At 70.2% G+C, this 25,021-nt stretch carries 21 protein-coding genes and 1 rRNA gene; 9 read left to right on the forward strand and 13 right to left on the reverse strand.

What is annotated here, in order from left to right:
• Positions 1-78: ribosomal RNA gene (gene rrf / locus ACBR40_RS19390) — 5S ribosomal RNA — on the forward strand; the annotation flags it as partial.
• Between the two features lie 147 nt (positions 79-225).
• On the opposite strand, the gene ACBR40_RS19395 is transcribed toward rrf, so the two are convergent.
• Entirely contained in the window at positions 226-1,011 is a 786-nt protein-coding gene (locus tag ACBR40_RS19395; RefSeq protein WP_371249629.1) for a DUF4239 domain-containing protein, read from the reverse strand.
• 50 nt (positions 1,012-1,061) lie between these two features.
• Positions 1,062-1,826 (reverse strand): PhzF family phenazine biosynthesis protein, encoded by a 765-nt coding sequence (locus ACBR40_RS19400; protein WP_344220117.1) that lies wholly within the window; start codon positions 1,824-1,826, stop codon positions 1,062-1,064.
• A gap of 168 nt (positions 1,827-1,994) precedes the next feature.
• On the opposite strand from ACBR40_RS19400, the gene ACBR40_RS19405 reads away from it, so the two are divergent.
• Complete coding sequence (locus ACBR40_RS19405; RefSeq protein ID WP_020546507.1) at positions 1,995-2,378, forward strand: cell division protein SepF; 384 nt, start codon at positions 1,995-1,997, stop codon at positions 2,376-2,378.
• A gap of 290 nt (positions 2,379-2,668) precedes the next feature.
• Here the strand turns inward: ACBR40_RS19405 and ACBR40_RS19410 are convergent, their stop codons facing one another.
• The 5 genes from ACBR40_RS19410 to ACBR40_RS19430 form a co-directional block, all read right to left on the reverse strand.
• The gene (locus ACBR40_RS19410; RefSeq protein WP_371249630.1) at positions 2,669-3,949 is read right to left on the reverse strand and encodes a hypothetical protein; all 1,281 of its coding nucleotides are present in this window, start codon (positions 3,947-3,949) and stop codon (positions 2,669-2,671) included.
• Positions 3,950-4,111: 162 nt separating this feature from the next.
• Entirely contained in the window at positions 4,112-5,839 is a 1,728-nt protein-coding gene (argS, locus tag ACBR40_RS19415) for an arginine--tRNA ligase (protein ID WP_371249631.1), read from the reverse strand.
• Positions 5,836-8,148: an HAD-IC family P-type ATPase gene (locus tag ACBR40_RS19420; protein ID WP_371249632.1), complete on the reverse strand. Its 2,313-nt coding sequence runs from the start codon at positions 8,146-8,148 to the stop codon at positions 5,836-5,838. Before ACBR40_RS19420 ends, argS begins: the two co-directional genes overlap by 4 nt.
• A gap of 42 nt (positions 8,149-8,190) precedes the next feature.
• Complete coding sequence (plsX, locus tag ACBR40_RS19425; RefSeq protein ID WP_344220125.1) at positions 8,191-9,210, reverse strand: phosphate acyltransferase PlsX; 1,020 nt, start codon at positions 9,208-9,210, stop codon at positions 8,191-8,193.
• A 141-nt stretch (positions 9,211-9,351) separates the two neighbouring features.
• A complete protein-coding gene (locus ACBR40_RS19430) occupies positions 9,352-9,909 on the reverse strand; it encodes a DUF1707 domain-containing protein (protein ID WP_371249633.1) in 558 nt (185 codons plus the stop codon).
• 178 nt (positions 9,910-10,087) lie between these two features.
• Here ACBR40_RS19430 and ACBR40_RS19435 point away from each other — a divergent pair, with 178 nt between their 5' ends.
• Positions 10,088-11,404, forward strand: a complete 1,317-nt coding sequence (locus ACBR40_RS19435) for a lysine 2,3-aminomutase (protein ID WP_344220129.1) — start codon at positions 10,088-10,090, stop codon at positions 11,402-11,404.
• A 382-nt stretch (positions 11,405-11,786) separates the two neighbouring features.
• Complete coding sequence (locus ACBR40_RS19440; protein ID WP_344220131.1) at positions 11,787-13,025, forward strand: hypothetical protein; 1,239 nt, start codon at positions 11,787-11,789, stop codon at positions 13,023-13,025.
• 459 nt (positions 13,026-13,484) lie between these two features.
• Here the strand turns inward: ACBR40_RS19440 and ACBR40_RS19445 are convergent, their stop codons facing one another.
• The 3 genes from ACBR40_RS19445 to ACBR40_RS19455 all read right to left on the reverse strand — a co-directional run bounded on the left by ACBR40_RS19445 (position 13,485) and on the right by ACBR40_RS19455 (position 15,624).
• Positions 13,485-13,640, reverse strand: coding sequence for a hypothetical protein (locus ACBR40_RS19445; RefSeq protein WP_329589229.1), 156 nt, complete (start codon positions 13,638-13,640; stop codon positions 13,485-13,487).
• 195 nt (positions 13,641-13,835) lie between these two features.
• On the reverse strand, positions 13,836-14,699 hold the full coding sequence (locus ACBR40_RS19450) for an ABC transporter ATP-binding protein (protein WP_344220133.1): 864 nt from the start codon (positions 14,697-14,699) through the stop codon (positions 13,836-13,838).
• Complete coding sequence (locus ACBR40_RS19455) at positions 14,692-15,624, reverse strand: ABC transporter permease (protein WP_344220135.1); 933 nt, start codon at positions 15,622-15,624, stop codon at positions 14,692-14,694. Before ACBR40_RS19455 ends, ACBR40_RS19450 begins: the two co-directional genes overlap by 8 nt.
• A gap of 609 nt (positions 15,625-16,233) precedes the next feature.
• Here ACBR40_RS19455 and ACBR40_RS19460 point away from each other — a divergent pair.
• From ACBR40_RS19460 to ACBR40_RS19480, 5 genes are all read left to right on the forward strand, one after another.
• The gene (locus ACBR40_RS19460) at positions 16,234-17,742 is read left to right on the forward strand and encodes an ABC transporter substrate-binding protein (RefSeq protein WP_344220137.1); all 1,509 of its coding nucleotides are present in this window, start codon (positions 16,234-16,236) and stop codon (positions 17,740-17,742) included.
• Positions 17,743-17,866: 124 nt separating this feature from the next.
• Entirely contained in the window at positions 17,867-18,811 is a 945-nt protein-coding gene (locus ACBR40_RS19465; protein ID WP_329589237.1) for an ABC transporter permease, read from the forward strand.
• Positions 18,804-19,748: an ABC transporter permease gene (locus ACBR40_RS19470; RefSeq protein ID WP_344220139.1), complete on the forward strand. Its 945-nt coding sequence runs from the start codon at positions 18,804-18,806 to the stop codon at positions 19,746-19,748. The genes ACBR40_RS19465 and ACBR40_RS19470 overlap by 8 nt, the downstream gene beginning before the upstream one ends.
• Positions 19,749-19,764: 16 nt before the next feature.
• Positions 19,765-20,799: an ABC transporter ATP-binding protein gene (locus ACBR40_RS19475; RefSeq protein WP_344220141.1), complete on the forward strand. Its 1,035-nt coding sequence runs from the start codon at positions 19,765-19,767 to the stop codon at positions 20,797-20,799.
• Positions 20,786-21,799 carry a dipeptide ABC transporter ATP-binding protein gene (locus ACBR40_RS19480; protein ID WP_344220143.1) on the forward strand — a complete coding sequence of 338 codons (1,014 nt, stop codon included), beginning with the start codon at positions 20,786-20,788 and terminating at the stop codon, positions 21,797-21,799. Before ACBR40_RS19475 ends, ACBR40_RS19480 begins: the two co-directional genes overlap by 14 nt.
• 53 nt (positions 21,800-21,852) lie before the next feature.
• Here the strand turns inward: ACBR40_RS19480 and ACBR40_RS19485 are convergent, their stop codons facing one another.
• Genes ACBR40_RS19485 through ACBR40_RS19495 form a run of 3 tightly spaced genes read right to left on the reverse strand, consistent with a single transcriptional unit; the run spans position 21,853 to position 24,823 of the window.
• A complete protein-coding gene (locus ACBR40_RS19485; protein ID WP_344220145.1) occupies positions 21,853-23,055 on the reverse strand; it encodes a lipid-transfer protein in 1,203 nt (400 codons plus the stop codon).
• Entirely contained in the window at positions 23,052-23,456 is a 405-nt protein-coding gene (locus ACBR40_RS19490) for a Zn-ribbon domain-containing OB-fold protein (protein WP_371249634.1), read from the reverse strand. Before ACBR40_RS19490 ends, ACBR40_RS19485 begins: the two co-directional genes overlap by 4 nt.
• A 26-nt stretch (positions 23,457-23,482) precedes the next feature.
• Complete coding sequence (locus ACBR40_RS19495) at positions 23,483-24,823, reverse strand: S8 family serine peptidase (protein ID WP_371249635.1); 1,341 nt, start codon at positions 24,821-24,823, stop codon at positions 23,483-23,485.
• Between the last annotated feature and the right edge of the window lie 198 nt (positions 24,824-25,021).

Consider the following 25,021-nt stretch of genomic DNA (forward strand, 5'->3'; position numbering starts at 1 on the left):
CCGAACCCGGAAGTTAAGCTTCTCTGCGCCGATGGTACTGCACTCGGGAGGGTGTGGGAGAGTAGGTCACCGCCGGACAATCTTTATGGAGGGCCTCGACTGGTTCAGTCGGGGCCCTTCTGCATTTCTGCCCCTTGCTCGGGGTCTGTGTCCTCTCGCGTGGCAGGTCGGTAGCGTCGGCCGCCGGCTCGCATTCAGCGAGAGGTGAGCACCGTCCTCCCAGTGCTAACCGGTGCCTTCCAGGGTGCGGATGCTGGTGAAGCGGGTCAGGGCCTGTTCGAAGGCTTCGGGGCCGATGGCGATGCCGCCGCTGAACGGGAAGTCGAGCTGGTGGACGAGGAACAGGACCAGGCCGACGAGGCCGCCCACGACGGCGGCGACCGTGACGTGGACCTTGCGTACCGGGCTGCCGCAGACGATGGCCGGGAGGAGCACGACGAGGCCGCAGCCGGCCAGGGCCGTCCAGAGGAGCGGTGGGACGCCCGAGGCGGCCATCTGGGCGCGGGCCCGGCGGGCGTCCAGTACGGCCTGGATGCGGCTCATCGCCTGGCTGTAGCGGGTGGAGGCGGCGCCGGTGGCCGGCTCGATGGTCTGGAAGTAGGCGCGCAGCTGTTCGACGTGGCGCCAGGCGCGCGGAGAGAGCGTGTGGTTCTGAGCCATGCGCGGCCACTCCTCGCGGACCACCGTCGTGGCGTAGTCCGTGGCGAGGGTCTGCAGAGTCTGGCGCTGGGTGTCGGGGAGCGAGCGGGAGTACCAGTAGACGTCGGTGAGGTTGCTCGCCTCGGTGGAGGCGGTCTGGTGGGCGGAGTTGACCTGGTTCCAGGCCGCCACCACGACGAGGCCGATGCTGACGGCGAAGAGCGTGCCGACGATTCCGGTGACCGTGCTGCTGCCCTCGCGGAAATCGTGGCGGAGCGGCGCGGCGATGAACCGGTTGGCGTAAAAGGCGACGACGCCGGTGACGGCGGCCGCGGCGGCTGCGATGAGCAGCCCGACGATGGCGACGAACAAAGCACCCCACTTTCTGCGCTCTAATGATTACGCAAAGTGAGGTCGCGTCGCTAGACGTGTAGGGTGCCGGACAGCACGGTTACGGCGTTGCCCGCCAGGTGAACGCGGTCTCCGGCATAAGTGACGTGGACGATTCCGCCTCTCTTGGACAATTGCGCGCCGACAAGCGAAGCGCGCCCGAGACGGGCCGACCAGTAGGGGGAGAGCGCACAGTGGGCCGAGCCGGTTACGGGGTCCTCCGGGACGCCGACCTTGGGCGCGAAGAAACGGGAGACGAAGTCCGTTTCCGTGCCCCGGGCGGTGACGATGACGCCGCGGGCGTCCACGGCCCCGAGGGCGGTGATGTCGGGGGTCAGGTTCCGAACCGTTTCCTCCGACTCCAGCTCGACCAGCAGATCGAGCTGGCTTATCCCGACGCGCACAGGGGTCGCCCCGAGGGCTTTCTCCAGGCCGGTCGGAAGTGTGACGGGGGTCACCTCCTTCGCCGGGAAATCCATCGTGATCCCCCCGCTCGGGAGCCGATTCACGGTGAGCGTGCCGCTGGCCGTACGGAATTGGATCGGTCCCGTCGCCGCACCGGTCGAATAGAGGACATGTGCCGTGGCGAGGGTGGCATGACCACAGAGCGTGACCTCTACCGCCGGAGTGAACCAGCGGAGCGAATCCCCGTGAAGGAACGCGGTCTCCGAGAGGTTCATCTCGGTGGCCACGCTCTGCATCCAACCGTCGGTAACGGGAGAGTCCAGCAGGCAGACGGCGGCCGGATTACCCTGGAAAGCTGTGCTGGTGAAGGCATCGACGGTGTAGAGGCGCATGGGGGCGATGGTATCTGGGCAGTGGATATCAAGATGCAACCGGGCTGCAAGCCGTACAAACTGGAATTAGGCCTGGGCGTGTCGCGTGGCGAATGCGGAATCGTCGGTTACCGTCCAATGTGTAGGGACGTGCCGATTACGGTGAGTTCCTGAGGAAAGGACAAGCCGATGGGGGCAGTGCGCAAGGTGGTGAGCTACCTTGGCCTGAGCGGGGTCGATCACTACGACGAGGCCTATGACGACGACGAGCACTACGAGGACGAGTATGTCCCGGCGACCGAGCGGGCAGCTCGGCGGTGGCGCGCGAACGTCGACTCCTCACGCATCGTGATGGTCCAGCCGCTCAAGTACAACGACGCACCGTTGATCGGCCAGCACTTCCGTGACGGCCAGACGGTGATCATGGACGTTTCCGGCATGGCGTTGCCTGAGGCCACCAGAATGGTCGACTTCGCCGCCGGGCTGGCCTTCGGATGCGAGGGGCGGATCGAGCGCATCGCGGAGCGGGTGTTCCTGCTTGCCCCGGCGCATGTGGAGATCGAGACGACATAGTCGGCCGAGGGAGTGCAGTCCGGTTGCCGGGGCGAAGGGCGACCGGACGGGCTGGTGACGGGGTGCTGGGGGCGCCTCGGGGCCGACGACCGGCTTTCAGAACCCGGGTCTGAGGTGATCAGGCCCGGGTTCTTGCTGTTGGGGCCGCATCCGCCGCATCGGTGCCTGGCCGAGGAACGCGGTCAGGTGGGCAGCCCGCCGCCCGTTCGGCCTGATGGGGCCGGACGGCTGGGGGTGGGCCGGGCGGCTGGGGTCCAAGGCGGGTCAGGCGGTGGGGGTGGGGCGGCGGGTCAGGCGGCGCGGGGGCCGCGGCGGATGAGGCGGAAGAGTTCGCTGGCGTCCTCGGCGGCCTGCTTGGCGCGGGCGTCGGACTCGCGGGCGTAGGCGTGCAGCGCCCACACCGCGCCCTCGGCCAGCTCCCGCAGCTCGCTGACCTGGCCGGCGACGTACTGGGCGTCGGCGTCGACCAGTTTGCGGCGCTGCCAGAGCTGCCAGCCGGCCAGGCCGATCTTGGCGACGCCGGCCGCGGCCAGCAGGGGGGTGATCAGGACGGCGCCGGCGAGGCAGGCCACTCCGGCCACGATCAGCAGGATCGCCGCCCACGGACGGGCGCGCGGTATGACACCCTCCGTGACGATGGACTGCTCGGCCACGGCCAGCGAGGCCCGGTCAGGGCCCTCGGGGCGCAGGTGGATGCGGTGCCCGAGGATCGGCACCGTGAGCGTCTCGGGCGGCTCCAGGCTGCTGTCGGTCTCCAGCTCCTCGGCCACCATCCGCAGGATCGGGGCCGCCACGTGCAGCGCGATCGCCGCCAGCTGCGGGTCGGCGCCGGGGCGGAGGTCGTCCAGCAGGTAGGACACCAGCGAAGCCATCGGCCCCTCGGGACCGCCGGAGCCGATGAGCGAGCGGAGCACGGCCAGCGGCTCGTTCTCGGCCAGGTGCGTGGCGGGGGTGTCGAGCGGGACGCGGGCGTCGGGGCCGGTCTTGCGGGCCGAGGTGATCTCGGCGCATCGGCCCCGCAGCCGGGCCAGCCGGTCGGCGGCCATGGCGGGGCGGGCCAGCTCGGGGATCTCGGCCATCTCGGGGAAGTCGGCCAGCGAGGGCGGCACGACGACCGCGGGCTCGCCGGGGATGAGCGCCTGGATCCACTGCTCGGCGTCGGCGTGCTCCTGGACGGCGAGGGCGTCGAGCTTGCGCAGGACGAAGATCTTGCCGGCGGGGCCGTACGCGCCGCGCGCGGCGGCCAGCCAGAGCGAGCGCTGACCGTGGGTGACCGGCCGGTCGAGTGACAGCTCGCCGAAGGCGGTGCCCAGCCAGGAGGCGTGGATGCGGCTGCCCTGCCCGGACACGGCGAGCGCCAGGCACAGGAACAGCGCGGTGCGTTGCTGGTCGCGGCTCGCGGCCCGGCTCAGCGGCTCCAGCGGGTCGTCACCGGACAGCAGGGCGACCAGGGCCTCGACGGCCGGGGGCAGCCAGTAGCCGGGGACGTCGCGGAAGCCGACCGGGGCGGCGGGCGGCGCCGCGCCGTCGGCGGCGAGGTGCGCCAGCAGTGCCTCCGCGTAGCGATGCACCTCCGTCGCTGCTTGGGGGCTCGCAGTAAGGTCCGTGCTCAAGGCAGAGAACTCCCCCATTTCGGCCTCAGTTCATGACCGCGTAAAGCCTAGCCGTATGGGCGCGCCAACCCGGTGGAGGCGCGCCCACGACGGAACGGGCGGCTTCGAGCCAACTGTGTGTTACATGCGCTCGGGGACAGGGACGCCCAGAAGGTCGAGCCCGGTCTCCAGCGTGCGGAGGGTCAGCGCGCACAGGGCGAGCCGGGAGGCCCGCACCTCGGGTGCGACGTCGGTGCGGAGGACCGGGCACTGCTCGTAGAAGGTGCTGAACAGGCTCGCGGTCTCGAACAGGAAGGCGCACAGCCGGTGCGGCTCGGACTGGGCGGCGACCTGCGACACCAGCTCGCCGAACCCCAGCAGGTGCAGGCTCAGCGCGCGCTCGGCGGGCTCGCCGGGCGTGATGGCGCCCTGCGCCTCGGCCGGCTCCATGTCCGCCTTGCGGAAGATGGAGCGGATGCGGGCCGTGGCGTACTGCATGTAGGGGCCGGTGTTGCCGGTGAAGCCGAGCATGCGGTCGAAGTCGAAGACGTATTCGCTGTCGTGGCTGACCGACAGGTCGGCGTATTTGACCGCGCCCATGCCGACCGCCCGCGCGATCTCGGCCTGGGTGGCCGCGTCATAGCCGCGGTCGGCGATGGCCGCCGTGGCGCGTTCGATGGCCTCGTCGAGCAGGTCGGTCAGCTTGACCGACTCGCCGGAGCGGGTCTTGAAGCGGCGGCCGTCCTTGCCGAGCATCATGCCGATCTGGACGTGCTCGGCCGAGACCTCGTCGGGCAGCCAGCCGGCCTGCTGGGCCGCGGCGAACACCATGCGGAAGTGCAGCGCCTGGTCGGCGCCGACGACGTAAAGGATGCGGCCGGCCTTAAGGTCGTGGACGCGGTAGCGGATGGCCGCCATGTCGGTGGTGGCGTAGCCGTAGCCGCCGTCGCTCTTCCTGATGATGAGCGGCAGCGGCTTGTCGTCGGAGCCGGTGAAGCCCGGCGGGAAGACGCAGAGCGCGCCCTCGCTGAGCTCGGCGGTGCCGGACGCCTCCAGGTCGGCGCAGGTGCGCTCCAGCATCGGGTTGTACATGCTCTCGCCGGCGATGTCGGCGTCGGTGAGCGTGACCCCGAGCAGGCTGTAGACCTTGTTGAAGTAGCGGACGGTGGCGTCCATGAAGACGTGCCAGAGCCGCAGCGTGTCGGGGTCGCCGGACTGCAGCGTGGTCACCCGCACCCTGGCGCGCTGCTTGAACGCCTCGTCGCCGTCGAACTTGGCCCGCGCCGCCTGGTAGAACTCGGTGCCCTGGCCGGCTTCGAGCTGCTCGACCGCGGCCTCCTCGCCGATGTCGAGCAGGTGCTCGATGAGCATGCCGAACGGGGTGCCCCAGTCGCCCAGGTGGTTCTGCCTGATGACGGTGTTGCCGACGTGCTCGTGCAGGCGGGCCAGCGCGTCGCCGACGATGGTGGTGCGCAGGTGGCCGACGTGCATCTCCTTGGCCGCGTTGGGCGCGGAGTAGTCGATCACCACGGTCTGCGTGGGCGTGACCGTGCCGACGCCGAGCCGCGGGTCGTCGAGCATGCGCTGGGCCTCGGCGGCGATCCAGCCGTCGTCGAGGGTGATGTTGAGGAAGCCGGGGCCGCTGACCTCGACCGTGCCGGGGAAGTCGGACAGCTCCGCCCTGATCGCCTCGGCGACCTCCCGCGGGGCTCGTCGCAGCCGCTTGGCCAGGCTCATCGCGACGTTCGCCTGGAAGTCGGCGAACTGTGAGGGCCGGATCAGCGGGTCTGCGTCGGCGTGCTCGGCGCCGAACGCGTGCGCCAGCGCCTGCTGGACGCGCTCGGTGAGCACTATCTGCGGGTCGGTCATGTTCTAAGGGTACCGGCGAGCTTGACCGCGACGCTGATCAAAACGGCCGCTCCGAGGCCGACGCCGATGGCGGTCAGGTCGCCTGCGAGGCCGCCCGGTTCGAGGGCGAAGAAGGTCCGTACGAAGGGCAGCGACATCGCGATCGCGAACGCCACCCCCATGGCCCCGACCAGGAGCACCCGCCACCAGGTGAGCGGCCTGGCGATGAGGACGAGCACCCACCACGTGGCCATGAAGAGCGTGATCACCGCCGACGTCTGGTCCTCGATCAGCGTGGAGTCGCCCCTGTGGGCCAGCCAGAACGACACCAGCACCGCGACCGCGCACAGCACCCCGGACGGCACGGCGAAGCGCAGCACCCGGCGGACGAATCCGGAGCGGGCGCGTTCGAGGGTCGGCGCGAGTGCCAGGAAGAAGGCGGGGATGCCGATGGTGAGGGCGTTGACGAGGGTCGAGTGGCGGGGCGCGAACGGGAACATCACCCCGGCGACGCCCACGGCCAGCGACAGCGCGATGGCGTAGAAGGTCTTGGTGAGGAAGAGGTTGGAGACCCGCTCGATGTTGGCGAGCACCCGCCGGCCCTCGCCGACGACGTGGGGGAGGGTGGCGAACTTGTTGTCCAGCAGCACGACCTGCGCGACCGCCTTGGTGGCCGGGCTGCCCGCGCCCATGGCGATGCCGAGGTCGGCGTCCTTGAGCGCGAGCACGTCGTTGACGCCGTCGCCGGTCATGGCGACGGTGTGGCCGCGGGCCTGCAGGGCGGTGACGAACTTGCGTTTCTGCTGGGGGGAGACCCGGCCGAAGACGGCGTGCTCGTCCAGCAGCTCGCCCAGCTTCTGCGGGTCGTCGTCGGGGAGGGTGCGGGCGTCGATGAAGCGGTGGCCGTCGGGGATGCCGAGGCCGGTGGCGATGGCGGCGACCGCCTCGGGGTTGTCGCCGGAGATGACCTTGACCGTGACGCCCTGCTTGGCGAAGTAGCGCAGGGTCTCGTCGGCGTCGGGGCGTACGCGCTGTTTGAGGGTGACGAGGGCGACGGGCTCCAGCGCCGCGGCGGAGCCGTCGCCGGGGTCGGGCAGCCGGTCGGCGCGGCAGAGCGCGAGCACGCGCGCGCCGGTGGTGGCGAGCGCGGCGGCGCGGTCGTAGCCGTCGCCGCTCTGCAGCAGCACGTCGGGGGCGCCGAGCACCCAGGCGCCGCGCTCGCCGAAGTCGGTGCCGCTCCACTTGCGAGCCGAGGAGAACGGCACGCTCTCCCCGGGCTTCCAGCCGTCGGCGGGGGCGGCGTAGCGGTCGCGGATGGCCTGGGCGGTGGGGTTGGGGCGGGGGTCGGCGTGGCAGAGGGCGGCCAGGGCGTCGGTCACGGGCTGGTCGTGGCGGAGCGGCAGCACCTCGTCGAGCTCCATGCCGCCGGCGGTGAGGGTGCCGGTCTTGTCCAGGCAGAGCACGTCGACCCGGGCCAGGCCCTCGATCGCGGGCAGCTCCTGGACCAGGCAGCGGCGGCGGCCGAGGCGTACGACGCCGACGGCGAACGCGATCGAGGTCATCAGCACCAGGCCCTCGGGGATCATGGTGACGATGCCGGCGACCGCGCCGGTGATCGCGGTGCCGAAGTCGACGGAGTTGCTGACCTGGCTGTAGATCAGCAGGGCGCCGATGGGGATGACCAGCCAGGTGATGTACTTGATGAAGTTGGAGACGCCCTCGCGCAGCTCGGAGTGGGCGAGGTGGAACTTGCTGGCCTCCTCGGCGAGGCGCACGGCGTAGGCGTCGGTGCCGACCTTCGTGGCCACGAACGCCCCCGCGCCGGCCACGACGAAGCTGCCCGACAGCACCTGGTCGCCGGGCTTCTTGTGCACGGGGTCGGCCTCGCCGGTCAGCAGCGACTCGTCCACTTCCAGGCCGTCGGAGCGGATCACGTCGCCGTCCACGAGGAGGCGGTCGCCGGGGGCGAGCAGGATCAGGTCGCCGAGCACGATCTCCCGCGGGTGGATCTCGCGTTCGGCGCCGTCGCGGCGCACGCGTACGGGTGCCTCGTTGACGACCGCGAGCTTGTCGAGCGTGTGCTTGGCCCGCAGCTCCTGGATGATGCCGATGAGCGCGTTGGCCACGATGACCAGGCCGAACAGACCGTCCTGCCACTCGCCGAAGATCAGGATGAGCGCCCAGAGCACGCCGATGACGAGGTTGAACAGGGTGAGGACGTTCGCCCTGATGATGGCGCTGAACGATCTGCTGGACCGGCGTGGGACGTCGTTGGGCTTCGCCGCCGCGACTTGGGCAGCAGTGAGCCCGTCAAAGGTGAGCCCGACCACATAACCCCCTGTATCTGTGGATCGGTCTCACACCTTACGGGTTCACCAGAGTCTGTGGGAGCGGTGTGATGTCGCTATTCTGTCGCCGATTCGGGCGACGATCCCATTGGCGGACATATCCGCGGCGAGCTGGCAGGCCGCGCTGATCGCCGGCGCCCGCGAGGAACCGTGGGCTATGACCACGGTGCCGTTCAGTCCGAGCAGCACGGCTCCGCCGTACGCCTCCGCGTCGAGGCGGTTGCGCAGCTCGCGCAGGCGGTTGCGCTGCAGGGCGGCGCCGAGCTTGGCGAGCCTGCTCTCCTCGATGGTGGTGCGCAGCTCGGCGAAGGCGTAGCGGACCGCGCCCTCCATGGTCTTGAGCGCGACGTTGCCGGTGAAGCCGTCGGTGGTGATCACGTCCACCTTGCCGGTGAGCAGGTCGTGGCCCTCGATGTTGCCGGCGAACTGCAGGCCGGGGGAGCTCTGCAGCAGCTCGTTGGCCCGTTTGACCAGCTTGTTGCCCTTCTCGGGCTCGCTGCCGATGGTGAGCAGACCGATCTTGGGCTCGGTGGCGCCGTGGGCGAGCTCGGCGTAGGCGGCGCCCAGATGGGCGAACTGCACCAGCATCTCCGGCTTGGCGTCGGCGTTGGCGCCGGCGTCCACCAGCAGGGTCGGGCGGGGGAGCGTGGGGAGGCGGACCGCGATGGCCGGGCGCAGCACGTGCTGCTGCGCCTTGAGCCGCAGCCGGCCGGTGGCGACGACGCCCGCCGTGGAGCCGGCCGACACCACGGCGCAGGCGTCGCCGCGGCGGACGAGGTGGCAGGCCACCGCGATGCTGGAGCGGGGGCGGCGCAGGCTGGCGAGCGCGCCCTCGTTCATGGCGAGGGCCTCCTCGGCGCGGACGATCGGCACCTCTTTGGTCGCGTCGTGGTCGGCGAGCGCCTCGAAGAGCACGCGGGGGGAGCCGACGAGCACGACGGCCAGGCCGCGCTCACGGACGGCGTGCACGGCGCCGGCCACGATCTCGTGCGGTGCGTGGTCGCCGCCCATGGCGTCCAGCGCGACGGGCCTGCTGTCGGACAATCGTCACCTCGTACGGCATCTCGCCCGCCGTCACGGCTTGGCCGGCGCGCGGGCTCGGTATGTCCGCATCGAGGGCGAGGCTGCTGCCAGGTTAACCGGCGGGTAAGGGTTGTCGTTCCCCGCGCCGCCGGTCGCAGTCCTTCAGCCGAGGTTCCAGTCGGTCTTCGCCCGGGACACGATGACCTTGGAGAACGCCGACTTCCCGGTCACCCGGATGAGCGGCCCGTCCGCCTGGGAGCCGCCGGTCACCAGCCGCTTGCCGAAGACGGAGCCGCCCTCGTCGACGACGTGGGCGTTCTCGGGGACGCGCACGATCATCTTGCTGAACCAGGCGTCGGCCTCCAAGGTGATCTCCCGGCCGGGGAGCACGGCGTCGGACAGGTCGATGATGAGGGCGCCGAAGCGGGCGGTGAGCTTGGTGTGGCGGGAGGCCACCCAGCGCCCCCGCCGGATGATCTTGCTGAACGTGGAGTGGATGACCTGCCGTTCGACGGCGGCGGGGGCTCCGGAGGCGGTCACCTCGGGAAGGTCCCTGGTCAGGGGGACGAGCTCGCCCTTCGTGGACGCCGAGTAGGCGAGGTCCAGACGGTCGGCGTGCTCGACGCTGGTGAGTCGTCCTGTGGCGAGCGCCTCGCCCAGGACCGCGGCCACCTGGTCGCGGTCGGCGTCCGAGGCGCGTATCGCGGATTCATCGGTCACGACATCGGAGTCTATGACTAATCGCGATATGTCGTGAGTGTTGGTGAAACTGAAGGAAAACTTGGAGCCTGGCGGAACCGTGGGCGTGAGCATGCACGTCTCGGTATTAAGGTCCTTAGACGCGCGAAGAGGTCCTTCGGTTTACGTCCGATCGAACAAAAAAGATGGGAACGGCCTAGTGATCTTGCAACAAACCGGCACGCGGCGCTTCAAGGCGTACACGTCCAAGCATCTCGACGAGCTCCTGCAGCGTGCGGGGCTCGACGACGAGGAACGGCTGAAGGTCCGCGCCGTCGCGACGGTCCTGCCGTTCCGGACGAACGCCTATGTCGTCGACGAACTCATCGATTGGTCGGCCGCGCCCGACGACCCCATATACCGGCTGGTCTTCCCGCAGGCGGACATGCTTCCCGCCGCGGACGTCGCCCGACTGGCCGATCTGATCAAGGCGGAGGCGCCGAACGCGGAGCTCCAGGCCGAGGCCAACCGCGTGCGCGCGCAGCTCAACCCGCATCCCGCGGGCCAGAAGGAGCTGAACGTCCCGAGGATCGGCGACGAGCCGGTGCCGGGCATGCAGCACAAATATCCCGAGACCGTGCTGATCTTCCCCAAACAGGGGCAGACCTGCCACGCGTACTGCACGTACTGCTTCCGGTGGGCGCAGTTCGTCGGCGACGCGGACCTGAAGTTCGCCTCCGACGACGTCGACCGGATGGTGGGATACATCCGCCGGCACCCCGAGGTCACCAGCGTCCTCATCACCGGGGGCGACGCGATGATCATGGGAGAGCCGGTGCTCCGGCGCTACCTCGAACCGCTGCTGGAGCTGGAGCAGCTCGAATCCATCAGGATCGGCACCAAGTCGCTCGCCTACTGGCCGCAGCGCTTCACCGGCGATCCCGACGCCGACGACACGCTCCGCCTGTTCGAGCGGACGGTGGCGGCCGGCAAGAACCTCGCGTTCATGGCCCACTTCACGCATCCGCGCGAGCTGGAGCCGCCGCAGGTGCAGGCGGCGGTCGAGCGCATCATCGGCACCGGGGCCACGATCAGGACGCAGGCGCCGCTCATCCGCTCCATCAACGACGACCCGGCCGTCTGGACGTCAATGTGGCGGCGGCAGCTGCGCATGGGGATGGTCCCCTATTACCTGTTCGTCGAGCGCGACACCGGGCCGCAGGACTACTTCGCGGTGCCGCTGGCCCGCGCGTACGAGGTCTTCCGTGACGCGTACGCGTCCGTCTCCGGCCTGTGCCGCACGGTGCGCGGCCCGTCGATGTCGGCCACCCCGGGCAAGGTGTGCGTGGACGGCGTCATGGAGGTCGCGGGGCAGCAGGTCTTCGTGCTCCACTTCATCCAGGCACGCGACCCCTCGCTCGTGGGGCGGCCCTTCTTCGCGCGTTACGACCCGGAGGCGGTCTGGCTGACGGACCTGCGGCCGGCCTTCGACGAACGTTTCCCGTTCGAACCGGAAGGGGCTCTGCTGCCCTCCTGAGCGGGGGGCGGCGCCCTTGGAAATCCCCGTCATCCGGCCCGCGGCAATTCATTTCGCGTCTCTATTGTTCGTGGGCCGGAAGACGCCATACCACTTGACAGCCGCGTTCACAACCGCCTCTGCAATATCGGAAACAAGACCCTCCTATTTCCCGGTTTGTCTTCCCGCTCAACGCTCTCCCCTTACTCGGTAACCGGCCTGCAAACCCCTGTCACGTGGGCATTCACGCGCCTGGCCCAGTGGTACAACTGCTGGCGTAGCTCAGCCGTGACGCACACGCTCAGTGTGGTGCCCATAGCGTGCACGACGCGGCATACGGGGGTTATCGATTCGCATTTCCACCGCATTCGAGAGCGATCGATCACGAGCCGGGAAGGCAATCATGAATCGAGTAGTCAAGGCGGCGGTAGCCGCTACAGCATTCGGCCTGGCCGCGGCGTTGGCCGCGCCCGCCCAGGCCGAAGCCCTATACGAAACCGCCGGGAACGCGCTCGCCGACGGCCCGGGCGGGGGCCCCGGCGTCGCCGGCGGCAGCCCTGCGGGAGGTCTCCTGAGCGGGCTGACGGGCGGCGGGCTGGCGGGCGCCGCGACCGGCGGGGGGCTCCTGGGCGGCCTGCTCGGGAGCAAGGCCAAGTCGGCCGGCGGCCAGGTCCGCCGCGAGCCGAGCGAGGCCGAGAAGGACGCCATCGCCGCGAGCGGGCGGCGGGGGCCGGTCGGCCGGTCCCAGACGCCGAACTCCGCCGAGGACGCCACGAGGAGGGGCCGGCCGATTCCCGAGCTGTCGCCGATCCGCAGCGGGATCCCGCTCGGCGGCGGCGGCATGACCGAGTCGCTGCCCGTGGTGTCGGGCGCGCGCCGCGCGGCCGCCCCGGCGGCCGGAACCGCCCGACGGATCCAGCCCCAGGCCGCGGCGCTGAACGCGGACGGCGCCGATTACGGGCCGTTCCACCTCGTCACCGGCCTCGCCAAGGACGCCGTGGGCGCGGCGGGCAAGGTGCAGGCCGGCGACATGCTGGACGGCGCCGCCCTGCCCGGCCTGCCCGGACCGTCCGGGCTGACGGGCGGCGGCCTGCCGGTCGGCGGCGTGCACGGGGTCTCCGACCGGACGGTCAGCGAGCTCACCGGCGGCCCCGCGCCGCTGGACGCGCTCGCCGGGCCGGTGACCGGCCTGGCCTCGCTGCCGCTGAACGCGCTGTCGGGAAGCCCGCTGTCGGGAGGCCCTCTGGGCGCGCTGTCCCAGGGCCCTCTGGGCGCGCTGTCCGGCCCGCCGGCGGCCGGGCTGCTGGCCGCACCCGCGCGTGACTTCGGCTCCCTGCCGGGCGGCGCCTCGCCCGCCGGGCTCGCCCAGGCGGCGCTGCGGGCGCTGCCGTACAAGGGGGAGCAGGCCCCGGTCGTCGGCCGGGCCGCGCCGGTCGGGACGGCGGCGGTGGCCGAGGTCCTGCCCGCCGCCGTACGGCACGCGACCGTGGACGAGCTGGTGCCGCTCGCGGTCGACGCCGCGGACGCCGTCGAGGCGAACGGGGCCGGCGCCGTCCCCGGCTACGGCGACCTGATGGCCGCTCTCGGATGGACCACCGACGCGCTGACGGGCTCGGTGCGGGACACCTGGAATCGCGGCTAGGAAACGCGATGGAGGCGGTGCTGAGCGTGGCTCGCCGAGAGCCGGCGTGGTGGTTCGCGGGCGCCCTGGGTGCCGATGCCCGGGAACCGGTCGTGCCGGCGCAAGGCGGCTTCGTTTCTGCCCCACCCCCAGTGGTCCCCTGACGACGTGATTTCCCCTGGGCCGCAGCAAACGGGCCGGGACGTCGTCGCACTGACGCGGCAGGTCTCCGGGACGCCCTTCAAGGTGCCGGGCGCTCGAAGAGCTGGCGCGCGTGGGTTACGAGCCTCCCGCGGCGAGCGGGCGGTCTCAATGGCGGGCTCGGGCGGACGCGCCCAGGCCCGGGCTCGGGCAACGCCGTTCTCATGCAGGGCAGCGGCGCCCCCGAGCCCCGCCGCCGGCCCGATCAGGGTCGGCGGCATTCTCATGTCCGGCTCACGTCGGGGTCTGCCGCTCGCCGCGGCGGGGTATGTCGGTCGGTCAGGGCAGTCGGACGCCCGTGCGACGGGCGATCTGGGCCTGCAGCCTCGCCATCTGCCAGTGCAGCTCAAGGAGCTGCTCGGCGAGCTGCATCCGCGGGATCTCGGTCACGTCTTCGGTGGCCAGGTGGTCGATCGCGGCCGAAAGCTCTCCCATCGCGCGCTCCCACTCCATCACCGGTCCTTGTCCATCACCGGTCCTCGGATCGAATTGACGTTCGAATCCTATCGGAACCCAGGGCCCGGTGTCAGTCTTTCGTCCCTCCCGTCGCGGGCGTTTCGCGCACAGGAAAGCGCCGCGCCCTTCGCGGGGGCACGGCGCTCGGACCTGCGGTCTCAGTCCTTGTCGGGCTCAGCCCTTGTTGTAGGCGGCGATGACTTCCTTCGGGTCGCCGTCCATGCGGATCTTGCCCTTGTGCAGCCAGATCACGCGGTTGCAGGTCTCCTCGATGACGCGCAGGTCGTGGGCGACGAGGAAGACGGTGCCGGCCGACTCGCGGATCTGGCGGATGCGCTCCTCGCTCTTCTTGCGGAACTCGCGGTCGCCGGTGGCGAGGGCCTCGTCGATGAGCAGGACGTCGTGGGTCTTGGCCGAGGAGATCGCGAAGCGCAGGCGGGCGCCCATGCCGGACGAGTAGGTCGACATCGGCAGCTGGACGAACTCGTCGATGCCGGAGAAGTCGACGATCTCCTGGTATTTCTCCCGGACCTCGGCCGGCGTCATGCCCATCGCGTAGCAGCCGAGCACGATGTTGCGCTCGCCGGTGAGCTCGCGCATCAGGGCGGCGTTGACGCCCAGCAGCGAGGGCTGGCCGTCGGTGTAGACGGCGCCCTCGTGCGGGGGCAGCAGGCCCGCGATGGCACGCAGCAGCGTGGACTTGCCCGAGCCGTTGCGGCCCACGATGCCGATGGCGTCGCCGTGGTAGGCCACGAACGTCACGCCCTTGACCGCGTGGACCTCTTTCATCTGCGGGCGGCCCTGGCGCTTGAGAATGCGCGTGAGGGCGTTGACCGCGTTGCCCTTCTCGGCGTCGGAGGCCGCGCCGTAGACGCGGTAGACGATGTGGAGGTCGTCGACGATGACGGTCGGCGTGCCCGTGGGGACGTCGAGTGGCGCCTTGCCCGCGGACTTGGCGGCGGCGGGGCGCGCCTTGGCGTCCTTGGGGACGGCGGGCTTGTCGCCCTTCACCTGCTGCAGCTCCTTGGTCTCAGCCACGCCCGTACCTCTCCTCGGCCCGCCAGAAGTACCAGAAGCCGAATCCGAGCGCGAACACCGCCCAGAATACGCAAGACATCCACACCATTGTCGGGGGGTGGTGCCCGAGCTCGGGGTTGTGGCTCTTGATCAGGATCTCCCGCATCCACTCGATGTAGGAGGCCGCGGGGTTGAGGTACATCACGTCGGCCACCCACTGGGGGAGGCCGGCCGAGCCCACGACCTTGGCCTGGATCGAGAAGAAGACGCCCGAGGCGTAGAGCCAGGTGCGCGTGATGAACGGCAGCAACTGGTTGAGATCGCGCATCGAGGCGCCGAGGCGGGCCACGACGAGCCCGGCCCCGATGTTGAACATCGTCTGCAGGAGGAGCACCACCGGGATCATGAGCCAGAACCAGGTGGGGAACTCTCCGGTGGCGACCACGAGCACCAGGAGCACGCTCATCGAGATGGCGAGCTGCTGCAGCTCCTGGATCGTGTAGGCCAGCGGCAGCGAGGCGCGCGGGAAGTGCAGGGCCCGGATCATCGACAGGTTGCCGGTGATCGACTTGGCGCCCGCGGTGACCGTGCGCTGGGTGTAGGTGAAGATGAACATCCCGGTCAGCAGGAAGGCCGGGTAGTTCTCGATGTTCTTGCTGCCGCCCAGGATGAGGCCGAACATCAGGAAGTAGATGGCGGCGTTGAGCAGGGGGGTCAGCACCTGCCACAGCTGGCCCAGCGTCGAGTTGGAGTACTTCGAGACGTTGCGGGAGGTCGCGTACGTCAGGATGAAGTGTCGCCGCTCCCACAGCTGGCGCACGTAGACAGGGAACCTCGGCCGTGCGATGGCACGGCGAAGCCCGTATCTCTTGGCGAGCTTGGCCAGCGGCTCCCCGCTCCGGCCGCCCGCCTGGGCGTCCGCTACAGCGGATTCCGGCTGGCTCATGGCAAGGACTCTATTGGATCCGGGTCGGTGGGGTGCCTGTCACGCTGGACCGTGACCGGCAGACTGTTGGACGGTGTCTCGGGGCGCCGGGGTTCCAAGCCACCGCCAAGACCTGTTCAACCGTAGCCCAGGAGGGGCGGGCGATGGTGGCGGAGGCACGAGCAGTCTTGGCCAGGGGGTAATTTTCATCGTCTGTTCAGGTCCAGGTCCAACCGGTACTGGGCTCTTTGTACGATTTACCACAGATCGCACCGATTGTCTGTGACGGTTGATAGGCGGACGTGTGACCGAACTGCAACGCGCCAGAGACTCGCTGGTGGCAAGTAGTAAGGGATAGTCGCGATCGACTGGCAGGGCGTACGGCTGGCTTGACCTGGTCGGCCAAACCCGGGGGGGATACCAGGACTCCCCCGTCAGGCTGCTCACGAACACGCAGCTCAGCGCTGTACGCCCACTGTAGAGGGAGGATTTTTCTTTACCATGCGTGTTACTAAGGGCGCACAGATCGTCGCCGGTACCGCGCTGCTCGCCCTCGCGGTTGCCGCGTGTGGTGGCGGTGCCTCGGAGAGTGGCACTGCCGCGAGCGGCGGCGCCGAAACGCCGGTCCGCATGGAGCTCGGTGAGCCCCAGGAGCTCCTGGTGCCGTCGAACACCACGGAGTCCGAGGGCTCGGAGGTCCTCGCGGCCGTGTTCGAGCCTCTCGTCACCTACGACGAGAACAAGAACGCCGTCGAGGCCGCGGCCGAGTCGATCACCAGTGATGACCAGAAGGTCTGGACGATCAAGCTCAAGTCCGGCTACACGTGGCACAACGGCGAGCCTCTCGTCGCGCAGAACTACGTGGACGCCTGGAACTACGCCGCCAACCAGGAGAACGCCCAGAGCGCCGGCTACTTCTTCGGCCGCGTCGAGGGCTTCGCCGACCTCAACCCGGGTGAGGGCAAGTCGGTCACCGCCAAGGGCATGAAGGGCCTGGAGGTCGTGGACGACACGACGTTCAAGGTCACCCTGGCCGCGCCGTTCTCGCAGTTCAAGACGATGCTCGGCTACACCGCGTTCTACCCGCTGCCCAAGGCCGCCTTCGGCCCCGACGGCAAGATCACGCAGCAGTTCGGCGAGCAGCCCATCGGTCAGGGCCTGTTCAAGCTGGACAAGCCCTACAAGAAGGGCACCGACCAGAGCATCGACATGACCGTGTACGACAAGTACCCGGGCAAGAAGCCGAGCAACTGGACCAAGCTGCAGTTCAAGCTCTACACCGACTCGGATGTCGCCTTCAACGACCTGATGGCCGACAACCTGGACATCCACGACTCGCTCGGCCCGGCGGCGATCGCCCAGGCCAAGTCCTCCCTCGGTGAGCGTTACCAGGACCAGCCGGACGCCGGCGTCGGCTACATCGGCGTGCCGCTGAAGTACAACGACGAGCTGAACAAGGTCGACGTCCGCAAGGCCATCTCGATGGCCATCGACCGCAAGACCATCGCCGAGACGGTCTTCTCCGGCACCCGCTCCCCGGCCGACGACTTCATCAACCCGGCCATCGCGGGCTACCGCCAGGGCGCGTGCAAGGCCTGCACGTACAACCCGGCCGAGGCCAAGAAGCTGTACGAGTCCGCCGGCGGTCCCAAGACCCTGGAGATCGGCTACAACGCCGACGGTCCGCACAAGGAGTGGATCGAGGCCGTCGCCAACAACCTCCGCGCCAACCTGGGCATCGACGCCGTCGCCAAGCCCTTCGAGAAGTTCGCCAGCATCCTCGACGAGCTGGACGCCAAGAAGTACAAGGGCCTGTTCCGCATGGGCTGGGCCATCGACTACCCGTCGGCCGAGAACTACCTGTCGCCGATCTTCAGCACCGGCGCCATCGCGACCGGCTCGAACTACGGCGGCTACTCGAACAAGAAGTTCGACGACCTGATCGCCCAGGGCGACCAGGCTCCCTCGGTGGAGGAGGGCCTGAAGTTCTACCAGCAGGCCGACGACATCCTCAACGAGGAACTGCCGTACATCCCGGTGTACTTCTACCGGAACAACTCCGGCTACTCCAAGATGGTCAAGAACGTCCACATCAACCTGCTCAACCAGGTCGAGTGGGCTGACGTCGAGAAGGTCTGACGTTGTTCCCGGGGTGGGCGCGGACGCCGCGCCCACCCCACAGGGGTAAGCGAGGAGGCGGCTCCCCGGCCGAAAACCCATAAGGTCAGGGGGGTGGCCTTCTTCGCGTGTACGGGAGGCTTATATGGGCCGTTACATCATCAGGCGTCTGCTCCAGTCGATCCCCGTGTTGTTGGGTGCCACCCTGCTCATCTTCGCCATCGTCTTCGCGCTGCCCGGCGATCCCATCGCGGCGCTGGCGGGCGAGAAACGGGCGGATCCCAACATCGTCGCGATCCTGCGCGAGCAGTACCACCTCAATGATCCGCTGTTGCTCCAGTATTGGTACTACATCAGCGGTGTGATTTTCCGCGCGGACTTCGGCGTCACCTTCGCCGACGTGCCCGTTTCGCAGATCATGGCGGGCAAGTTCCAGGTGACGCTCAATCTGGCGATCACCGCGCTCGTGATCGAGGCCCTCATCGGCGTAGGTCTGGGCCTTTGGGCGGCTCTCAAGCGCGGCAAGGCCATCGACACCATGATCCTCGCCTCGACGCTGCTGCTGATCTCGGTGCCGACGCTCGTGTCCGGCTTCGTGCTGCAGTTCCTGCTCGGCGTACGGCTCAAGCTGTGGACGGGGCTCGACATCTTCCCCATCGCGGGCATCACCGAGGGCTTCCGCAGCTATCTGCTGCCCGGCTTCGTGCTCGCGGGCGTGTCGATCGCGTATCTGACCCGGTTGACCAGGACCAGCCTGGCCGAGACGCTGCGCGCCGACTACATCAGGACGGCCACCGCCAAGGGCCTGCCCCGGCGGCGGGTCGTCGGCAGGCACGGCCTGCGCAACGCGTTGATCCCGCTCGTCACGTTCCTGGGCGCCGACCTCGGCAACCTCATGGGCGGAGCGGTCATCACCGAGAGAATCTTCAACCTGCCGGGCATCGGCAACCAGCTCTTCATGTCGGTGTACCTCAGGGAACAGCCAGTCGTGGTCGGCATCGTGACCATCCTGGTCCTGATCTACATCTTGGCCAACCTGGCCGTGGACGTGATGTACGCAGTGCTCGACCCGAGGATCCGCTATGAGTGACATTCGACCGGGCGGCCCCGTCATCGCGCCCGAGGAGACCCCCGCACCGAGACCCCACAAGAAGGAGAAGGCGGCCAAGCCGGCCAGCCTGTGGTCCGACGCCTGGCACGACCTGCGCCGGCGGCCGATCTTCATCATCTCGCTCTGCATCATCGCGGTGCTGGCGCTGATGGCCCTCTGGCCGTCGCTGTTCAGCTCGGTGGACCCGTTCAACGCCCGCACCTGCGAGCTCGCCACCGCCCGTCAGGGGCCCAGCGCGGGCCATCCGTTCGGCCGCGACAACCTGGGCTGCGACCTGTACGCCCGCACCATCTACGGCGCGGCGAACTCGCTGATCATCGGCATCAGCACGACCATCTTCGCCGCGCTGATCGGCGGGCTCATGGGCCTGATCGCCGGGTTCTTCGGCGGCGGCGTGGACAGCGTGGCCTCCCGGGTCACCGAGATCTTCTTCGCCATCCCCAGCATCCTGGGCGCGCTGCTCATCGGCTCGACCTTCCGCGACAGCGGGTGGGGCATCTGGCTGGTGGTGGCCGCGCTCACCATCCTGGGCTGGCCGATGACGTTCCGGATCATGCGGGCGGCGGTCATCACGGCCAAGTCGCAGGACTTCGTGGTCGCGGCGAGGGCGCTGGGCGCCGGGCCGATCCGGATCATGTTCCGGCATCTGCTGCCCAACGCGCTCGCTCCCGTGATCGTCGTGGCGACGATCAACCTGGGCGGGTTCATCGCGGCCGAGGCCGCGCTGTCCTACCTGGGCGTGGGCGTGCAGCCGCCGGAGATCTCGTGGGGTCTGATGATCGCCGACGCGCAGCGCCGCTTCCTTGAGGCGCCGTTGCCGCTGATCTTCCCGGCGGTCTTCCTGAGCATCACGGTGCTCGCGTTCATCATGCTGGGCGACGCCGTACGCGACGCGCTCGACCCGAAGCTCAGGTAGAAGGGGGGACCGAACAGTGAGCAGGACGTCAGCGGACGTGTTGCCGGTCGAGGGAGGACTCGGCAACGAACCGCTGCTCGCCGTCGACAACCTGCACGTGGAGTTCCACACCCGGGCGGGGATCGTACGCGCCGTGAACGGCGTGAGCTACACGGTCAACCCGGGTGAGACACTGGCGGTGCTGGGCGAGTCGGGCTCGGGCAAGTCGGTGACCGCGCAGGCGATCATGGGCATTCTGGACATGCCGCCCGCGCGCATCCCCAAGGGAGAGATCCGCTTCAAGGGCACCGACGTGCTCAAGCTGTCGGAGGAGGCCCGCACCCAGGTGCGCGGCCAGCGCATCGCCATGATCTTCCAGGATGCGCTCTCCGCGCTCAACCCGGTCTTCACCGTGGGCTGGCAGATCAGCGAGATGTTCCGGGTGCACCGGGGCATGTCCAAGGGCGACGCCATGAAGAAGGCGGTCGAGCTGATGGACCGGGTCCGCATCCCGGCCGCCAGGCAGCGCGTCAACGACTACCCGCACCAGTTCTCGGGCGGCATGCGGCAGCGCATCATGATCGCGATGTCGATCGCGCTCGACCCCGAGGTGCTCATCGCCGACGAGCCGACCACGGCGCTCGACGTGACCGTCCAGGCGCAGATCATGGAGCTGCTGGCCGAGCTGCAGCGCGAGAGCCAGATGGGCCTCATCCTGATCACCCACGACCTCGGCGTCGTGGCGGACGTGGCCGACAAGATCGCCGTCATGTACGCGGGGCGCATCGTCGAGAACGCCCTCGTGCACGACATCTACCGGGCGCCCGCCCACCCGTACACCAAGGGTCTGCTGGAGTCGATCCCCCGGGTCGACCAGAAGGGCCAGGACCTGTACGCGATCAAGGGCCTGCCGCCCAACCTGCTCGAACTGCCCAGCGGGTGCTCGTTCAACCCGCGCTGCCCCTACCGGCAGGGCAACTGCGAGACCGACGTCCCCCCACTGCATCAGATCAGCGGCACGCGCGGCAGCGCCTGCCACTACTGGAGGGAGGTCCTCGATGGCGATCGGTGAGAAGATCCTCGAGGTGCGTGACCTGGTCAAGCACTTCCCGCTGACCCAGGGCATCCTCTTCAAGCGGCAGATCGGCGCGATCAAGGCCGTGGACGGCGTGTCGTTCGACCTGCACAAGGGCGAGACGCTGGGCATCGTGGGCGAGTCGGGCTGCGGCAAGTCCACGCTGGCCAAGGTGCTGATGGCGCTGGAGCGGCCCACGTCGGGGTCGGTCATGATCAACGGCCGCGACATCGGCAAGGCCAAGGGCGCCGAGCTCAAGCGCATGCGGCGCAACATCCAAATGGTCATGCAGGACCCGTACACCTCGCTGAACCCCCGGATGACCGTCGGCGACATCATCGGCGAGCCGTACGAGATCCACACCGAGGTCGCGCCCAAGGGCGACCGGCGCAAGAAGGTGCAGGAGCTGCTGGAGGTGGTCGGGCTCAACCCCGACCACATCAACCGCTACCCGCACCAGTTCTCCGGCGGCCAGCGGCAGCGCATCGGCATCGCCCGCGGGCTGGCGCTCCAGCCGGAGATCATCGTGTGCGACGAGCCGGTGTCCGCGCTCGACGTGTCGATCCAGGCGCAGGTCATCAACCTGCTGGAGCGGCTGCAGAACGAGTTCGGGCTGGCCTACATCTTCATCGCGCACGACCTGTCGGTGGTCCGCCACATCTCCGACCGGGTCGGGGTGATGTACCTCGGCAAGTACGTGGAGCTCGGCAAGGACACCGAGATCTACGACCGGCCGGCGCACCCGTACACGCAGGCGCTGCTGTCGGCGGTGCCGGTGCCCGACCCCGAGGGGCGGGAGCAGCGGGAGCGCATCATCCTCCAGGGTGACCCGCCGTCGCCGGCCAACCCGCCGTCGGGCTGCCGGTTCCGTACGCGGTGCTGGAAGGCGCAGGAGATCTGCGCCGAGGAGGAGCCGCTCCTCCAGATCCGGCCGGGCACGGCGCACGAGAGCGCCTGCCACTTCGCCGAGACGCACGACGTGGTCCACGTCAACTGACGCCGTCCGGCGTTCGGAGAAGGCCCTCCCCTCGCGGAGGGCCTTCTCGCGTCTCATCGCGTCACGACGATCGCGCTGCCGTGGCCGAACAGACCCTGGTTGGCCGCCAGCCCGGCCCTGGCCCCCTCGACCTGCCGGGGGCCGGCCCGGCCGCGCAGCTGGTCGGTCAGCTCGCAGAGCTGGGCGACGGCCTGGGCGGGGATCGCCTCGCCGAACGAGGCCAGGCCGCCCGACGGGTTGACCGGGATCCGGCCGCCGAGCGCGGTGGCCCCGTCGCGCAGCAGCTTCTCGGCCCCGCCCGGAGGGCACAGGCCGATGTCCTCGGTCCAGTCCAGCTCCAGGGCCGTGGACAGGTCGTACACCTCGGCCAGTGACAGGTCCTCGGGGCCGAGGCCGGCCTCCTCGTACGCGGCGTGCGCGATGGCCGCGCGGAAGGGCCGTTCGGGCGGGGGGACGGCGGCGCAGGAGTCGGTGGCGAAGTTCGGCAGCTCCAGGACCGTGTTGGGGAACGTGGGCGTGACGGTCGAGACGGCCGCCAGGCGCACCAGGCCGCGGGCGCCCGCGTGGCGGCGGGCGTACTCCTCCGAGGCCAGCACCACGGCCGCGCCGCCGTCCGAGGTGGCGCAGATGTCCATCAGCCGCAGCGGGTCGGCCACCATGGGCGAGGCCAGGACCTCCTCCGTGGTGACGGTCCTGCGGTAGCGGGCCATGGGGTTGAGCGCGCCGGCGCGGGCGTTCTTGACCTTGACAGCGGCGAAGTCGTACGGGGTCGAGCCGTGCAGGGCCATCCGGCGGCGGGCGTACAGGCCGAAATAGGCCGGATTGGTGGCGCCGAGCAGCCGGAACCGCAGCCAGTCGGGATCGTCGGGACGATCGCCGCCCACCGGGGCGAAGAAGCCTTTGGGGGTGGAGTCGGCGCCGACGACCAGGGCGAGGTCGCACAGCCCGGCGAGGATCCTGGTGCGGGCCAGGTCCACGGCCTGGGCGCCGGAGGCGCAGGCGGCGTAGCAGGAGGCGATCCTGGCGCCGGTCCAGCCGAGCGCCTGGGCGTAGGTGGCGCCGGCGACGAAGCCCGGGTAACCGTTCCTGATGGTGTCGGCGCCGACGAGGTACTGGACGTCGGTCCAGGCGACCCCGGCGTCGGCGAGGGCGGCGCGGGCGGCGGCCAGGCCGTACTCGGTGAAGGGGCGGCCCTGCTTGCCCCAGGGGTGCATGCCGGTGCCCAGGACCACGACGCCGTTCGCCTGGCCGCTCATGAGGCGCGCCGCCACATCCACACGAGCGGGCCGTCCGCCAGGGGGCCCGCCGTGAGCTCCAGCTCCATGCCGACCTCCAGCTCGTCCACGGTGAGGCCGGCGACCTGGCCGAGCACCACGATCCCGGCTCCGTCGAGCTCGACCGCCGCGAGGGTCACCGGCACGTACGGCTGCGCGGCCACGTAGGGCGGGGGCGGGGGGTAGGCGGCGTTCGTGTACGACCACACGCGCCCCCGCCGGGGCAGCCGGGCGACCTCCATGTCGGTCCCGTGGCAGCGGGGGTCGGGGCAGGACCCTCGGCGGGGCGGGAAGCAGAGGGTGCTGCAGGCCGTGCAGCGGGTGCCGAGCAGGACGACCCCGTCGGCGTCGACGGCGAACCAGCCCTCGATCGCGTACGTCATAGCAGGGAGTATCACACAAGCGCTTGCTAGGGTGAATCCCCGTCGCGCCGCCGCCTCGCCAGAACGCGTACGGACATGGCCGCCAGCAGCCCCAGCAGCCCCGCGATCACGGGGGCCCTGCTCGCGGGAACGGGCACGCCCGGCCCCGCCCCGAGGCGGGGGGTGGGCCGCGCGGGCGGGCCCACCGCCGCGCCCGGCCCGTTGGCCGCGCCGACTCCGCCGGTGGCGCCCAGCTCGTCGGCGGTGCCCGGCCTGTCGGTGGTGCCTGGTCCGTCTGCGGTGCCCAGTTCGTACGGCGCGCGCAGTTCGTCGGCCGCGCGGAGTGCCAGCAGGGCGTCGGCCACGCCGTGGCCGTAGGTGCGGTTGTGGCCGCCCGGCGGGCGTCTTCTGGTGCCCTGCTCGATGGCCTTGCGGACCTCCTGCGGCGACAGGCCGGGATGGGCGGAGCGGACGAGGGCCGCGATGCCCGCCACCATGGCGGCGGCCGAGCTGGTACCGTCGCCCACCGCGTACGAGCCCGCGCCGTCGGCCGTGACGATCTGCGTGCCGGGCGCGACGACCGACAGGTAGTCCTGCCGGTTGGAGAAGCCGGCCACCCGGAGCCCCCGGTCCACCGCGCCTACGGCGATCACGCCGGGGTAGGCGGCGGGGAAGTTCTTCCTGTTGGCGCTGTCACCGTCGTTGCCCGAGGAGGCCACCAGCACCGCGCCCCTGCCGAGCGCGTACCTGACGGCCTCCTCCTCGGCCGCCGAGCCCTCCCGCGTGCCGCTGCCGCCCCCCAGCGACATGCTGATCACGTCGGCGCCCTGGTCGGCCGCGTAGCGGATGCCGCGCGCCAGGGCGTCGCTCCCGCCCCGGGGCTGCCGCTCGCGCTGCGGGTCGCCGCTCTCCAGCGTGACCCGTACGGACAGGACGCGGGCCCCGGGCGCGACGCCGACGACCCCGGCGGCGCGGCCGGGGCCGTGCCCGCGGCCGGCGATCAGGCCGGCCATCGCGGTGCCGTGGTGGCCCCACGGCCCGTGGCCGCGCGCCGCGCCGGTGAGGTCGGGGCCCTCGACGACGGCGCCCGCGAGGTCGGGGTGGCGGGCGTCGACCCCGGTGTCGAGGACGGCGACCAGCACGCCCCGGCCCTCGCTGCGCCGCCACGCCTCGGGCAGGCGCAGCGCGCCGAGCTGCCACTGCCCGGCCCGCGCGACCGCCCCGATCCTGTCGCCGGCCCTGGCGCCGCCGGCGGCGGTCACGGAGGCCGGGACGGCGAGCACGCAGCAGATGGTCAGCGCCACGGCGAGGAGGCTCCTCATGGCGGCGGGGCCCGCCGCGGCGCGGTCGCGACCCGGGCGTGGCAGCGCGGAGGAGAGCTGGTGCACGGAGGACCTCGAGCGGGGAGAAGAGGGGGGAACGCTCGAACTGACCGGCATTCTGACACGCGGCCGCCACCGCAATCCGACGGTTCGGTAAACAGCCCGATACGCGGAGTAGTTCCGTTCTGTGGGCTTTTCTGCTACCTCGTAGGCGAAAGTCGGGACATACCCGCAGCGCGGGAGCTCAGCACATTACGATTGGCC

It is taken from the genome of Nonomuraea sp. AD125B (genome assembly GCF_041402765.1).
Classification (GTDB): Bacteria; Actinomycetota; Actinomycetes; order Streptosporangiales; family Streptosporangiaceae; genus Nonomuraea; species Nonomuraea bangladeshensis.

What these genes read in the sequence shown, in the direction of transcription:
- ACBR40_RS19400 (WP_344220117.1), bottom strand. Translation starts at nt 1,826, where the DNA reads ATGCGCCTCTACACCGTCGATGCCTTCACCAGCACAGCTTTCCAGGGT.
- ACBR40_RS19405 (WP_020546507.1), top strand. Translation starts at nt 1,995, where the DNA reads ATGGGGGCAGTGCGCAAGGTGGTGAGCTACCTTGGCCTGAGCGGGGTC.
- argS (WP_371249631.1), bottom strand. Translation starts at nt 5,839, where the DNA reads ATGACCGACCCGCAGATAGTGCTCACCGAGCGCGTCCAGCAGGCGCTG.
- ACBR40_RS19440 (WP_344220131.1), top strand. Translation starts at nt 11,787, where the DNA reads ATGAATCGAGTAGTCAAGGCGGCGGTAGCCGCTACAGCATTCGGCCTG.
- ACBR40_RS19445 (WP_329589229.1), bottom strand. Translation starts at nt 13,640, where the DNA reads ATGGGAGAGCTTTCGGCCGCGATCGACCACCTGGCCACCGAAGACGTG.
- ACBR40_RS19455 (WP_344220135.1), bottom strand. Translation starts at nt 15,624, where the DNA reads ATGAGCCAGCCGGAATCCGCTGTAGCGGACGCCCAGGCGGGCGGCCGG.
- ACBR40_RS19460 (WP_344220137.1), top strand. Translation starts at nt 16,234, where the DNA reads ATGGAGCTCGGTGAGCCCCAGGAGCTCCTGGTGCCGTCGAACACCACG.
- ACBR40_RS19465 (WP_329589237.1), top strand. Translation starts at nt 17,867, where the DNA reads ATGGGCCGTTACATCATCAGGCGTCTGCTCCAGTCGATCCCCGTGTTG.
- ACBR40_RS19470 (WP_344220139.1), top strand. Translation starts at nt 18,804, where the DNA reads ATGAGTGACATTCGACCGGGCGGCCCCGTCATCGCGCCCGAGGAGACC.
- ACBR40_RS19480 (WP_344220143.1), top strand. Translation starts at nt 20,786, where the DNA reads ATGGCGATCGGTGAGAAGATCCTCGAGGTGCGTGACCTGGTCAAGCAC.
- ACBR40_RS19485 (WP_344220145.1), bottom strand. Translation starts at nt 23,055, where the DNA reads ATGAGCGGCCAGGCGAACGGCGTCGTGGTCCTGGGCACCGGCATGCAC.
- ACBR40_RS19490 (WP_371249634.1), bottom strand. Translation starts at nt 23,456, where the DNA reads ATGACGTACGCGATCGAGGGCTGGTTCGCCGTCGACGCCGACGGGGTC.